At 48.1% G+C, this 14,490-nt stretch carries 10 protein-coding genes; 7 read left to right on the plus strand and 3 right to left on the minus strand.

From position 1 onward, the window contains the following. The first annotated feature begins 63 nt into the window (after positions 1–63). Entirely contained in the window at positions 64–696 is a 633-nt protein-coding gene (locus VT06_RS08445; protein ID WP_046553859.1) for a DUF642 domain-containing protein, read from the plus strand. A gap of 231 nt (positions 697–927) precedes the next feature. Next, positions 928–2,697, plus strand: a complete 1,770-nt coding sequence (locus VT06_RS08450) for a GGDEF domain-containing protein (RefSeq protein WP_046553860.1) — start codon at positions 928–930, stop codon at positions 2,695–2,697. A gap of 156 nt (positions 2,698–2,853) precedes the next feature. Here VT06_RS08450 and VT06_RS08455 read toward each other — a convergent pair whose 3' ends face one another. Further along, positions 2,854–3,918, minus strand: coding sequence for a DUF3083 family protein (locus VT06_RS08455; RefSeq protein ID WP_046553861.1), 1,065 nt, complete (start codon positions 3,916–3,918; stop codon positions 2,854–2,856). Positions 3,919–4,095: 177 nt separating this feature from the next. Continuing rightward, the gene (locus tag VT06_RS08460; RefSeq protein ID WP_046553862.1) at positions 4,096–4,584 is read right to left on the minus strand and encodes a TspO/MBR family protein; all 489 of its coding nucleotides are present in this window, start codon (positions 4,582–4,584) and stop codon (positions 4,096–4,098) included. Positions 4,585–4,792: 208 nt separating this feature from the next. Between VT06_RS08460 and VT06_RS08465 the strand changes: the two genes are divergently transcribed. From VT06_RS08465 to VT06_RS08485, 5 genes are all read left to right on the plus strand, one after another. After that, positions 4,793–5,968, plus strand: coding sequence for an acyl-CoA dehydrogenase (locus VT06_RS08465; protein WP_046553863.1), 1,176 nt, complete (start codon positions 4,793–4,795; stop codon positions 5,966–5,968). 2 nt (positions 5,969–5,970) lie between these two features. After that, on the plus strand, positions 5,971–8,232 hold the full coding sequence (locus VT06_RS08470; RefSeq protein ID WP_046553864.1) for a dehydrogenase E1 component subunit alpha/beta: 2,262 nt from the start codon (positions 5,971–5,973) through the stop codon (positions 8,230–8,232). Between the two features lie 13 nt (positions 8,233–8,245). Then, positions 8,246–9,283, plus strand: coding sequence for a malonyl CoA-ACP transacylase (locus VT06_RS08475; RefSeq protein WP_046553865.1), 1,038 nt, complete (start codon positions 8,246–8,248; stop codon positions 9,281–9,283). Between the two features lie 234 nt (positions 9,284–9,517). Then, entirely contained in the window at positions 9,518–10,660 is a 1,143-nt protein-coding gene (locus VT06_RS08480) for an efflux RND transporter periplasmic adaptor subunit (protein ID WP_046553866.1), read from the plus strand. A gap of 3 nt (positions 10,661–10,663) precedes the next feature. Next, complete coding sequence (locus VT06_RS08485; RefSeq protein WP_046553867.1) at positions 10,664–13,768, plus strand: efflux RND transporter permease subunit; 3,105 nt, start codon at positions 10,664–10,666, stop codon at positions 13,766–13,768. Between the two features lie 55 nt (positions 13,769–13,823). On the opposite strand, the gene VT06_RS08490 is transcribed toward VT06_RS08485, so the two are convergent. Further along, complete coding sequence (locus VT06_RS08490) at positions 13,824–14,444, minus strand: TetR family transcriptional regulator (protein WP_046553868.1); 621 nt, start codon at positions 14,442–14,444, stop codon at positions 13,824–13,826. Positions 14,445–14,490: the final 46 nt, after the last annotated feature.

The following is a 14,490-nucleotide window of genomic DNA, read 5'->3' on the forward strand; positions in this document are numbered from 1 at the left end:
TTTTTGATACTGGTATGATATGATTGTTTTATAACCATTAACCATAATTTTTGAGGGATCAAGATGTCATTTTCACCTATTCGCACCTTGTTGGGTGCTGTAACACTGATAGCTGCCAGTTTTAGCAGCCAAGCTACATTAATTACTAACGGCGACTTTGAATCAAACCAAATTGATCCCAACTCCTGGACCTTTTTAAGCAGTAGCGACGTGGCTGGTTGGCAAGGTAGCAATATTGAAATCTGGAATGCTTTAAATGGTGTTATGGCTGTCAGTGGCGACCATTTTATTGAGTTAAATGCCCATGGTGCTAATGTAGGTGATTGGTCAATATTCCAAACCTTTGCTACAGAAATTAATCGCCAATATGAGCTAAGCTTTTTTTATCGCGCTCGTAATAACAACGATGAACGTTTTGAGGTATCGGTACCAGGTTTAGAATGGGATATTAGCGGGCATGCTAAGGACGTATGGACTAAATTCGAAAATACATTTACTGCCACATCTACTAGTTCTATTTTACGTTTTAGATCATTAACTGCGGGCACTGAGGGTAATTTTATTGATAACGTACAAGTAACTGCTTCGCCAGGACGTGATGTATCAGTAGCCGTTCCTGAACCTACTACTCTGGCCGCTTTTGGTGCCGGTTTATTAGCCTTGTTTGGCTTACGTCGCAATAAAACTAAAGCGTAATTATTGCGGGTAAAGTGTTACTACAACGCCAACCTTCGGGTTGGCGTTTTGCTTTTTGTATATTTAAAATGGGCTAGCGTGAATTACCAAATATGGTACAGACCGCTATGGTGTAAACGCTTGTCATGCTGCTGTAACATTACTTACTTAATCTACCCGCCTGCAAGGATGTTCTGAATTGCCATGGAGAGTGTTGGCTCGAGCTGTTAGCTAACTAAAAGAGTAACCATCTTGGGTATTAGCGATTACCATCGTGACGAGCTGCGCCATATTCTGGCCAATAAGCGGCTAACACCGTTATTTCAACCGATTGTGCGATTGGCTGATGGTAAAAACCTTGGTTTTGAAGCACTAATCCGTGGGCCTTCGAATAGTGCTTTACACTCGCCCGGTAATTTATTTAAAACCGCCATTAGTTATAACCTGCTGGAGCCGCTAGAGCTATTATGCCGCGAACTTAGCATTAACGCCTTTGCCAAAGCCGGTGCCGAGGGCTTATTATTTTTAAATGTAAATCCGTTGCTGCTGCTGACCTCTGATCATCCATCTGGTTTAACCAAAAAAATGATTGAAGCCGCTGGCCTTGCACCGGAGCGAATTGTAATAGAGCTATCAGAGCAGTTTCAGGTAGAGGACACCGAGCTGTTTATTAATGCAGTTAAGCACTATCGCGAGTTTGGCTTTAAAATTGCCATAGATGATTTAGGCAGTGGTTTTTCCGGTCTGCGGCTTTGGTCAGAGTTACAGCCTGATATCGTAAAAATAGATCGCTATTTTATTGATCAATTACACCAAGACCCAGTTAAAAAAGCCTTTGTAAAAAACATTATTGAAATAGCCAAAGACACCGGTTGCAGCATTATCGCCGAAGGTATTGAAACCAGTGAAGAGTTGCAAATGTGTCGCGAACTGGGCGCCGAATATGGCCAGGGATATTTGCTAGGCCGCCCACAGGTCGAGTTTCAGAACAACGTTGCTGCCCTGGCGCCGCTATTGGCTAACAATCAGTTAACGTTAAACCAGGCGCTGGATCCGGTTATCACTGTTACCCCTGCTGTACAGCAAGATACACCTGCGTTGCAAGTGGCTGAACTGTTTGCTAATGACAAAAGTCTGCATTGTATTGCAGTAATTGACGACGCCGGCCGGCCGGTTGGGGTAGTTAGCCGTGGCTGGTTAAATGAAAAATTTTCACATACTTTTGGCCGAGCCTTGTATAAACGTAAAGCCGTGAATTTTTGTATGGAAAAAGCGCCTTTATTGGTTGAAAAAAGTTTATCGATTGATGATGTCAGTAGCTTGATCAGTGATGAAGCTGATGATGCCAGCCTGCATTTTCTGGTAACCGACAATGGCCTTTATTATGGTTTGGGCTCGGTACGAAAAGTGCTAAAACAAATAAGCGAAAATAAAGTATTTTTTGCCCGCTACACCAATCCGCTAACCTTATTGCCGGGTAATGTGCCGTTGAATATGCATATTGATAGCTTATTGCAGCAAAATGTTCCGTTTAGCTTAGCCTATGTTGATATAGACTACTTTAAGCCTTACAACGATTTATATGGCTATAGTAAAGGCGATTTAGTAATAGAGCTACTGGCAAAAATTCTGCAAGCTGAAGTGCGGCCTAGCATTGATTATATTTACCATATTGGTGGCGACGATTTTATTATTGTGTTTACCGACAATAACAGTACGGCTGCACTAGCACAAATTCAGTGCCGCTTTACTGAACGGGTTAAACACTATTATACCGAAGCCCATTTGGCAGCCGGTGGTTGCAGCGCGGTCGATAGGCTTGGCCAGGCATTATTCTACCCGCTTATTTCATTATCGATAGGTGTAGTAGAACCTGATCCACTGCTGTGTTTAAGCCATCACGATGTTTCCGAACTAGCCAGCTGCGCCAAGAGTGAAGCGAAAAAAATTGCCGGCCCAAGCATATTTAACAGTCGGCGCCGCGGCCCAGTTCAGCCATCGGTTAAGTTGCCAAACCCGTAATTCGTTTTGCTGAAACAGCGTTAACAGCGCGCTGCTAGGCGGGTTCGATATCCTGTAAGAAATAGCCGGCCATCAAACCACAATGGCTTTAAATGGTCGGGTATTTCTGTTTCCATCACAGACACCTGTATTGCTGTCATTTTGCTTTATATTATATTAGTCGTTATAGCTAATATGCTGATGAAAGCGAATGGTTAAATCTTGTTTTTCCGGATTAAGCGCTAACTTATCAGCAAAACTGCGTAAGCCAGCCTCTACCTGATTCATAAAACGGCCATAGCCGGTTTCAGTCATGTCATCATTGCCGGCCACAATCAAAATATGTACCGCTTCTACCAAATTATCGCCCTGCCAGTCACTAATAAACTGCGGCGCATTGTTGGTTGGATCAAAGCCTAATAATTGCAGTTCGCTGGTGGTTTCGGGTTTATCAAACTTACTATTACGTACCAGTGGTGTTAGGCCATTGGCTATAATGGCTACCCGGTTTAAGTCTTTCGCCTGAATGGCCACTTTTAGCTGCTGTTCCAGTTGCTGATACAGCGGGCTATAGTCTTGACTGTCGTTGGCAACATATTCTTGCTTTAGTGCCCGGCTCAGCGGCAGCGTAATATGCACGTAGGTTAGCGCACTGTGCTCAGGTAACTTAAGCTGGCGGGTGGCATAGCGCCCGGCAATCGCTCGCAGTTTATAACCGTAGCTTTCTTTGGTACCTTTTTGCTTGGCCAGTAAATCGTAAGATAAATGCTGATGATCACGGATCTTAACTTTCAGACCCTGCTCCGGCAGTTGTGGTAAAAATTGTTGCAATAATTGCAACACCCGCTGGTGGAAATCTGCAGCATTTGCGCGGATATCGTTGCCAGTGGCTAAAAACAGTAAGCGAATTTTCCGGGCCTGATAACCACTTTGGCTAAACAGGTTTTGTGCCTCATGGTAGGCTGGATTATAGAAAAAAATAATTTGCTCAGCGGTTTGAAACACATGGGCTTCGGTATGAAAACGCACTACCGGTAATTTATCAGTGGCAATTAAATGCACATTATGTAAATTCAGGCTGTCGGCCAAAGCAAATAACTGCTGGCTTAATTGCTGGTAACAAGCCTTCTCACTGCTAAAGTGCTGATATAGCTCTGGAGTGGCTTTAATTTCTGCCAGAATATACTGGTTAGATTTAGCGGTAGCCGGAAGATAAACTTTATGTTGAGTACTAATGGGCATGAAAACTCCTGTTTTTTCTGCAATGCGCACATTGTACCCTGTCGCACGCAATTAAGCCTGTAATTGTGATGCTATTTTGCCCGTTTTTTGCTTTAAATCAAGCTTAAGCCCAAACCCGCGCGTACAATGCCGGGGGCTGAGTTATCAGCCGGTCAGATATGCCTATAATCGGCTGCGTTATAAAGTACCGGGATTAAGTTGCCAGATACTAAAATTAAGTACTGCCGCAAAACCTACCCACAGTAAATAGGGCACTAATAGTAAAGCAGCCAGTTTGTGCAGCCGCCAGAAACTCACCAGCGTAACAATAATAAGAACGAGTAATAGTATAATATTGGCAAAAGCCAAGCCACCCTGATACCAGGCAAAAAATAGCCAGCTCCATAAGGTATTCACCATAAGTTGGCAGAAATATAGCTGTAGCGCGGGCTTGCTAAATTTACTACTTCGCCAAACCAGCCAGGCCGCTATGGCCATCAAGGTATATAGGGCGGTCCATACCGGGCCAAATAACCAAGACGGTGGTGCCCAACCAGGTAATTGTAGTTCCCGGTAAAAATTGGCAGCATTAATTGAGCCCAAGGCGCCGATGCCAGCAGCCAAATAGGTTATTGCCAGTATGGCCAGTAGCATTAGCACTTGGCGTAATACAATAGTCAGGTACATAGTGTCCTACCCTCAAAGAGATATTGCGGTTGACCGCCCAGTTTACGCTAAACTAGTGGTTTAGATCAGCTGGTTGGACGAGCACTAAAATTTGCGCTAAGCCATGGCTTGCTGTATCAAAGTGGCTATAGTTAAACGATCATAGTTAAATAGTTACCCCACGGCTACGTGATTAGCATTTTATTGTTGTTTATTAAGAGGTATTGGTATGACCCGCCCTGTATTTGACTGGCAAGATCCGTTTCAATTATCCAGTATGTTAACTGAAGAAGAGCGAATGATCCGCGACACCGCGCATCAGTATTGTCAACATAAATTACAACCTCGGGTGCTACTGGCCAACCGCAATGAGCATTTTCACCGTGAAATTATGACCGAACTGGGCGAGCTAGGCCTGCTCGGTGCTACCTTGCCAGAGCAATATGGCTGCTCGGCAGTTAACTATGTCTGTTACGGCCTGGTAGCGCGCGAAGTAGAACGGGTCGACAGCGGTTATCGCAGTGCAATGAGCGTGCAATCGTCGTTGGTAATGCACCCTATTTATGAATATGGCACAGAAGCACAACGCCAAAAATATCTGCCAAAACTGGCAACAGGTGAATGGGTTGGCTGCTTTGGCTTAACCGAACCTGATGCCGGCTCTGATCCGGCCAGTATGCGTACCGTTGCCAAAAAAACAGCTGATGGTTATCTGCTAAATGGCAGTAAAATGTGGATAACCAACTCGCCTATTGCCGATGTGTTTGTGGTGTGGGCCAAGCTAGAGGGTGAAATTCGCGGGTTTGTGCTGGAAAAAGGCATGAAGGGCTTAAGTGCGCCAAAAATAGAAGGCAAATTTTCGTTGCGGGCGTCTATTACCGGTGAAATTGTTATGGAAAACGTTGCTGTACCTGAAGACGCTATTTTTCCCGATATTCGTGGTTTAAAAGGGCCGTTTGGCTGTTTAAATAAAGCCCGTTATGGTATTGCTTGGGGTGCATTAGGCGCCGCCGAATTTTGCTGGCATGCCGCCCGCCAATATACCCTTGACCGTATTCAGTTTGGCCGGCCGCTGGCGCAAACCCAGCTGGTACAGAAAAAACTGGCCGATATGCAAACCGATATTAGTTTAGGTTTACTGGGCTGTTTGCAGGCAGGTCGCTTAATGGATCAGGGCTTGCTGGCGCCAGAAACTATCTCGCTGATTAAACGTAACTCTTGTGGTAAGGCGCTGGATGTTGCCCGTCAGGCCCGCGATATGCACGGCGGTAATGGCATTGCTGATGAATATCATGTTATGCGCCATTTAATGAACTTAGAAGCGGTTAATACCTACGAAGGTACCCATGATGTGCACGCGCTGATTTTAGGCCGGGCACAAACCGGGCTACAGGCGTTTAGTTAATCGTGGCCGAACCTTTTCATCCGTGGCTGGAGAGCTTTTTACAGCGCATAAATAGCAACAATTTGCCGTCGGTGAGCAGTTTACAGCAAAGCCTCAGCGACAGCGTCTTGTATCGGTTGTGGCATAGCCAGCTAAGCAGCCGGTTACTTGATTTGCAATCGCGCTTACTGCAAGCCAAAGGCCAAAGTTTTTATACTATTGGCAGTGCCGGCCATGAGGGTAATGCCGCCGTTGCGGCAGCACTACGTTTAACTGATCCGGCTTTTTTGCATTACCGCAGTGGCGCGTTTTTTATTGAACGCAGTAAGCAACTGCCCGGCAGCACACCATTATATGACATGTTATTGTCGTTTTGTGCTTCCAGTGACGACCCCATTTCTGGTGGCCGCCATAAAGTGCTGGGCAGCCTAGCGCTAAATATTCCACCGCAAACCAGCACCATTGCCTCGCAATTACCCAAAGCCGTTGGCGCAGCCTTTGCTATCGATTTAAGTAAACGGTTAGGCCAGGCAGGTAGCTGGCCACATGACGCTATTGTGATGTGCAGTTTTGGCGATGCCTCGGCTAATCACTCTACCGCCCAAGGTGCTATTAATGCCGCGTGCTGGGCTGCTTATCAGCATGTGCCGTTACCTTTGCTATTTGTTTGTGAAGATAATGGCTTGGGTATTTCAACGCCCACGCCGCAGGGCTGGATTGAGCAAAGCCTGGCCGACCGGCCTGAACTGCGTTACTTTGCCGCTGACGGCCGCGACTTAGCGCAAAGCTATACCGCAGCCCGCAATGCGGCGCAGTATGTGCGCAGAAAACGCCAGCCGGCGTTATTACATTTATCCACCGTGCGCTTATTCGGCCATGCCGGTGCCGATACCGAAGCGGCATACCGAAGTAAAATTCAGGTTGCGGCCGAGCTGGAACTAGACCCACTACTGGCCTCTACCGCCTGTGTGCTAGCGCGGGGCATTGTTAGCCGCCAGCAATTACAGCAAGCCATAACCGAGTTGGCCAGCCAAATTAGCCGGGTGGCACAGGTCGCCAGCAGCCGACCAAAACTGCACAGTGCCGCCGCGATAATGGCCGCTATTGCTCCCGTAAAGCCTGCTATGCCGGCACCGCCATTGCCACTGCCGGCTATTCGCAGTGCCTTGTTTGAATTTGATAAACACAACATGGCGAAACCGCAGCATTTAGCCAAGTTACTAAACTGGACGTTGCATGATCTGTTTGCTCAGTATCACAATGTTGTGCTTTTTGGCGAAGATGTTGGCAAAAAAGGTGGTGTTTATGGTGTATCGCAGCATTTAGTGCATGCTTTTGGTGCTAATCGGGTTATTAACACCTTACTGGACGAGCAAAGTATTTTGGGTATGGCTATTGGCTTAGCCCAGCAAGGGTTGTTACCGATAGCTGAAATTCAGTTTTTGGCGTATGTACATAATGCTGAAGACCAAATTCGCGGTGAAGCCGCCACCTTACCGTTTTTCTCCAATGGTCAGTACCACAATGCCATGGTGATCCGTATTGCCGGGTTGGCTTATCAGCGCGGGTTTGGTGGTCATTTTCATAATGACAATTCCTTTGCGGTGTTCCGCGATATTCCGGGTATTATTGTGTTGTGCCCGTCGAATGGCGCCGATGCTGCCTTGTTACTGCGCCAGGCGGTGCAACTGGCAGCAGAGCAAAAACGGCTAGTGATTTTTTTAGAACCCATAGCGTTATACATGACCCGCGATTTACTCAGTGCAGGCGATGGTGGCTGGCTGTGCGATTATCCAACACCCGATACGCCACTGCCAGCGCTGGGCGAGCCGGCAGTATTTAACCAAGGGCCGGCATATGAACAAAACCGAGCGGCGCGGCCACAGTTGGCAATTATTAGTTATGGTAACGGCTATTACCTAAGCCGCCAGGCCGCGGCTGAATTACAAAGCGCCGGGTATAATTTGCGGTTGCTGGATATACGCTGCGTAGTACCGCTGCATATTGACGCAATAGTGGCAGCACTGGACGGGTGTCAGCAGGTGTTAATTGTTGATGAATGCCGTCGCCGTGGCTCACTAAGCGAAGAGCTATTTACCGCATTGCACGAAGCACGGCCGGGCTGGTATCAGCTTAGCCGGATCACCGCTATGGACAGTTTTATACCGCTCGGTACAGCCGCCTATGCGGTATTGCCATCCAAGCAACAGATTATGGATAAAGTGCTGCAGCTTATCGAGCAAACGCCAAAGCCATCGGCTGCGACAACAGGTGCGCCTTTATGAAGCAGAGTAGAGTATGAACCAAAAAAAAACCGCGCTGGTGGTTTGTCCGGGGCGTGGCAGTTATAACCGCAGCGAGCTAGGCTATATTCAGCAGCAGCTGAAAGCACACTCCGAAAAGCCAGGCTTGCTGCAACAATTTGATGCGGTTCGCACTGAATTACAGTTACCCACCATCACGGCGCTGGATACTGCCGCGCAATTTAACAGCCGTGAGCATTTAAAAGCTGACAATGCCGCCGCGTTAATTTTTAGTGCCGGCCTGATTGATTTTGCCCAGATTAACCGTGATAAATTCGATATCGTGGCGTTAACGGGCAATTCAATGGGCTGGTATACCGCACTCGGTTGCGCCGGTGTCTGGCAGGGCAAAGCCAGCATGTTACTGGTAACCAGTATGGCTCAGCTTACGGCTAATGCAGCCGGGGCACAATTTATTTACCCGTTGCTTAACAGTGATTGGCAACCTGATGCGGCCAAGCAAGCCCGAGTAGCCGAGCAATTACAGTTACACCACGGCGAGTTGTTTATGTCGATTGAATATGGCGGTTATGCTGTGCTGGCGGGCAGCCATAGTGCAGTGCAAGCTGCAATGCAGGCATTGCCTGTTTGCGATGAGCGCTTTCCATTATTATTGCCGGGGCATGCGGCGTTTCACAGCCCGCTTATGCTGCCTGCCGCCGAGCAGGCACAGGCTAGCTGGAGTGAGCAATATTTTGCTACGCCCCAGCTACCGCTGATTGATGGTCGCGGCGTTATTTGGCCGGGTAATCTGGCTAATGCTGCAGCGTTGAAAACCTATACCTTAGGCCAACAGGTAACTGAAACCTTCCATTTTAGCCGGGCGTTGCAAGTGGCCGTCAAAGAGTTTGCACCTGAGCATATTATTTTGCTGGGGCCGGGTAGTGGCTTAGGTAGCGCCGTGGCACAAAGCCTTATTGCCATTAACTGGCAGGGGCTTAGCAGCAAACAAGACTTTATGGCTGATCAACAAGCCGAGCTGCCATATGTGCTCAGTATGGGCTTGTCTGAGCAGCGGCCGTTTCTGACGTAACCACTTGCTTTTAAGCTTTATTTTATATATTTACTCCTATAATACACCTGGCTATTGCAGCGTAAAAAGGCATTAACAACGCGCAAGAGGGTAGTTTTTTCTTGATAACATACAGCCATGTATGTATATTACGCTGCTAAGCTTAATGTAGCAGACAGGTGCTGTGTGCTGACATTAGCTCTTGGGTAAAACGTGCTCGTATCACACTGTCGAAAAGGTAATACAGGATAAACTATGCAACTGAAAACGTCGTGGGGTAAACCGCTGGCCGCATTACTAAGCGTAAGTGTTTTAATGTTAGCAGGTTGCAGCGAGCCCCCGGCCAGTGCAGCACAAGGCCAGCCAGTTCCTGAAGTTGCTGTGGTCACTTTACGCATAAGTAGTGTGGCATTAACCACTGAGTTACCCGGCCGTACTACTGATTACCGCCACGCCGAGATCCGGCCGCAGGTTAGCGGTATTTTACAACAACGCTTATTTACCGAAGGCCAGCAAGTACAAGCCGGCCAGTTGCTGTATAAAATTGACCCCGCTACTTATCAGGCCGCCTTAAGTAGTGCTGATGCTGCGTTAAGTAGCGCCCAGGCACTGCAGCACAACGCCAGTTTAAAAGCTAAGCGCATTAAGGGCTTACTGGGCAGTAATGTGGTAAGCCAGCAAGATTATGACGATGCCAATGCCAGTCTGATGCAGGCCGATGCGGCCGTCGCCAGCGCCGACGCGGCGTTATTAACGGCCCAAATTAATCTGAACTACACCGACATAAAGGCGCCTATTGCTGGTCAGATTGGCCGTTCACTGGTAACAGAAGGTGCCTTGTTAACCGCTAATCAGCCACAGGGCTTGGCGACTATCCGTCAGCTTGACCCTATTTATGTTGATTTAACGCAGTCCAGCACCGAGCTATTGCAGCTAAAACGTCAGTTACGTGCCGATGATGAGGCAGGTAAGGTTAGCGTTGAATTACTGTTGGATGACGGCAGCCGTTATGACGAGCCTGGTAAATTACAATTTTCAGAAGTCAATGTTGACCCCGGTACCGGCATGGTGACGCTAAGGGCGGTATTCCCCAATAGCGATGCTTATTTATTACCCGGTATGTTTGTTCGTGCCCGCCTGCATCATGGTACTGACGACCAGGCGATATTGGTGCCACAAAAAGCGGTTAGCCGCACGCCAAAAGGTGACGCTACGGTGCTGTTGGTTGATAGTGACAATAAGGTAGTGCTGCGGCCAATTACTCTCGGTGCAAGTTATGGCCAACACTGGCTGGTGACGTCGGGCCTTAATAGTGGCGAACGGGTTATTGTTACGGGTTTACAAAAAGTGCGGCCGGGTGCCAAGGTCACGGTAATTAGCGCAGCAGACGGAGAATAAGCCATGGCCAATTTTTTTATTAACCGGCCTATTTTTGCTTGGGTAATTGCGCTGGTGATTATGCTGGGCGGTTTGTTGTCAATTAAACAGCTGCCTATCGAGCAATACCCGCGAATTGCACCACCAGCCATCAGTATTAGTGCGTCTTATCGCGGTGCTTCAGCCCAAACGGCTGAAGATGCGGTAACGCAGGTTATCGAGCAGGCGATGAACGGCCTGGATAACCTGATGTACATGTCGGCCAACTCTGATTCATCGGGCAATATTAGTTTAACACTAACTTTTGAAACCGGTACCGATGCCGATATTGCCCAGGTACAGGTGCAAAATAAGCTGCAACAAGCCTTGCCATTATTACCGCAAGAAGTGCAACAAAATGGCGTACGGGTGGCCAAGTCCAGTGGCGGCTTTCTCATGGTGGTGGCCTTTATCTCAGAAGATGGCAGCCTGGAGCGGGATGATATTGCCGACTTTGTGGTTGCCAATATTAAAGATCCGCTTAGCCGCACCAATGGCGTCGGTAACGTGCAGGTGTTTGGTAGCCAATATGCCATGCGGGTGTGGTTAGATGCCGACAAGTTAAACCAATATCAACTTACCCCGGCTGACGTCACTGCAGCAATTAAAGTACAGAATAACCAGGTCACAGCAGGGCAGTTAGGTGGTGCGCCAGCCTTACCTGGCCAGCAATATAATGCGGCTATTCTGGCCCAAACCCGGCTGACCACGGCGGAAGAATTTGGCCAAATTTTGCTAAAGGTTAATGCCGACGGGGCCATGGTAAAACTCAGTGACGTGGCGCGGGTTGAACTCGGTGGTGAAGACTACTCGGTTATTGCCCGTTATAACGGCAAAATGGCCACTGGCTTAGCAATAGAGCTGGCGACAGGCGCCAATGCGCTTGATACTGCCGCGGCGGTAAAAGCAAAGCTGGCTGAATTAGCACCCTATTTTCCTGCCGGGTTAGCGACGGTTATTCCGTATGACACCACGCCCTTTGTTGAAGTATCGATAAACTCGGTAGTACAAACCCTGATTGAAGCCATTATTTTAGTGTTTTTGGTAATGTATCTGTTTTTACAGAATTTTCGCGCAACCTTAATTCCAACGCTGGCGGTGCCGGTAGTACTGCTGGGTACTTTTGGCATTATGTCGCTGTTTGGTTTTACCATTAATACCCTAACCATGTTTGGTATGGTGCTGGCGATTGGCTTGCTGGTTGATGATGCCATTGTGGTGGTAGAAAACGTTGAGCGGGTAATGAGCGAAGAGGGCTTAAGCCCGGTTGAAGCAACGCGTAAGTCGATGGGCCAGATCACCGGTGCACTGGTAGGTATCGGCTTAGTATTGTCGGCAGTGTTTGTACCTATGGCGTTTTTTGGCGGTGCAACCGGCGCTATTTATCAGCAGTTTTCTATTACTATTGTTACCGCCATGGCGTTGTCGGTGCTGGTCGCATTAATTTTTACCCCGGCACTGTGCGCTACCATGCTAAAACCAATTAAAGGCGGCCAGCATGCCAAACGCGGTTTCTTTGGTTGGTTTAACCGCGGGTTTGAGCATACCAATAACAATTATCAACGCGGTGTTGCTGGCATGCTGGCGCGACCAAAACGGTCGATGCTGGTGTATGGCGTTATCGTGGCGGTGATGGCGTTTATGTTTATGCGGTTGCCTACTTCGTTTTTACCGGAAGAAGATCAGGGTGTATTTTTAAGCTTAATTCAGTTACCTACCGGTGCCAGTCAAGAGCGTACCGAAGCGGTAATGGACAAAGTGGCCGCCCATTACACCAGCGAAGCGGCAGTGCAATCGGTATTTACCGTATCGGGTTTTAGCTTTGCCGGGCGTGGTCAGAACATGGGCTTGGCGTTTGTGCGACTAACTGACTGGGATGAACGTGGGCCAGCCGATAGCGTACAAGCGGTTATTGGCCGGGCATCGGGTTTTTTTAGTACGGTAAAAGAAGCACAAATTTTTGCCTTTAACCTGCCACCTATTGCCGAACTGGGCCGCGCCACCGGGTTTTCATTATTTTTGCAAGACCGCGGCGGCGTAGGGCATAACGCACTTCTTAATGCCCGTAACCAGTTACTAGGCATGGCGGCAAAGCAACAAAATCTGGTGAGTGTGCGGCCGAACGGTATGGAAGATGCCGCACAATTGAAAATAGAAGTTGATCAGCTAAAAGCGCAGGCACTGGGCGTGTCATTAAGTAACATTAACCAAACGTTGGCAATTGGTTGGGGTTCGACCTATGTTAACGATTTTGTTGACCGTGGCCGGATAAAAAAAGTCTTTGTGCAGGCGGAGCCAGAATTTAGGATGACACCGGAGGACATTAACCGTTGGTATGTCCGCAATAACAACGGCGAGATGGTGAGCTTTGCCTCTTTCGCCAGTAGCAACTGGGTATATGGCCCACAGCGGTTAGAGCGCTACAACGGGGTGTCTGCCATGGAAATTCAGGGTGAGCCTGCGCCAGGCGCCAGCTCGGGTGATGCCATGGCAACCATGGAGCAATTGATCAGTCAGTTGCCAGCCGGTATTGGTTTTGAATGGACGGCAACCTCTTATCAGGAGAAGCTGTCGGGTTCGCAGGCACCGGCGTTATATGCCTTATCCATACTGGTGGTGTTTTTATGCTTGGCCGCATTGTATGAAAGCTGGAGCGTGCCTTTCGCCGTTATTCTGGTAATACCGCTTGGAATTATCGGTGCGTTAATAGCGGCTAATATGCGTGGTATGGGTAATGACGTGTATTTTCAGGTGGGGCTATTAACAACCATGGGCTTAGCCTCGAAAAACGCCATCTTAATTGTTGAATTTGCCCGCGAATTACAACAGCAAGGCAAAGAGCTAACGGCGGCAATTTTAGAGGCGGTGCGCTTACGGCTGCGGCCAATTATTATGACGTCGATGGCGTTTTCATTAGGCGTATTACCGTTAGTTATTAGTAGTGGTGCCGGCTCGGCCAGTCGCAATGCTATTGGTACCGGTGTACTGGGTGGCATGATTTCGGCCACCATACTTGCAGTGTTTTTAGTACCAGTGTTTTATTTGGTGGTAATGAAATTATTTAGCCGCTCAGCGCGTGCAGAACATTAAGCTGGTGTGCTCAGGTTAGTACCTTTGCCAGCTAATCCGTTCAGTAATGGCGCGTTTAGCTGGCTTTTTTAAGGCCCAATAGCATGGCGTCTACTAAGGCCGGGGCATGTTGCTGTAAATCACACTGCTGCGGTTTTAACAAAAAATGGCTAATAATGCCGCCAACATACATATGCAATGCAATGGCCGCTAACCTTGGGCTAATGCCCGTGCGCAGCATGCCAGCTTGTTCGGCCCGTTCAAACGCCCGCTGCATTACCGCTACGGCTTCTTCGTCCAATTTGTCTTGTTGATTTACCGCCGGGTTTAGCTCGTTAATGTATTCGCAACGATGAAACACTATAGTTAGTACCCGGTGATGCCGTGCGCTGGAGGCAATTAATCGTAAACCGTTACTCATTAATTCATGCAACTGAGTAAAGGGATCGGCATCTGGGTTGTTATCTACCGCTGCCAGCAAATGCTGAAACGGTAACCTTACCCGCTCTAACATGGCGTTAAATAAATCTGCTTTATTTTCAAAGTGCCAGTAAATGGCGCCGCGGGTTACTCCGGCCGCCACGGCAATTTTTTCCAGCGTAGTGCGTGACACACCGTGTTCAAAAAATAGCACTTCGGCGGCATCTAAAATAGCAGCGCGGGTGCTTTCTGCTTCGGCTTTGGTACGTCTGGCCATAGTTAATTTGCTGAAAAGGGGTTAAAAAATAGCATGCGTTAATACT

Origin of the sequence: Arsukibacterium sp. MJ3 (assembly GCF_000987765.1) — a bacterium.
GTDB lineage: Bacteria > Pseudomonadota > Gammaproteobacteria > Enterobacterales > Alteromonadaceae > Alishewanella.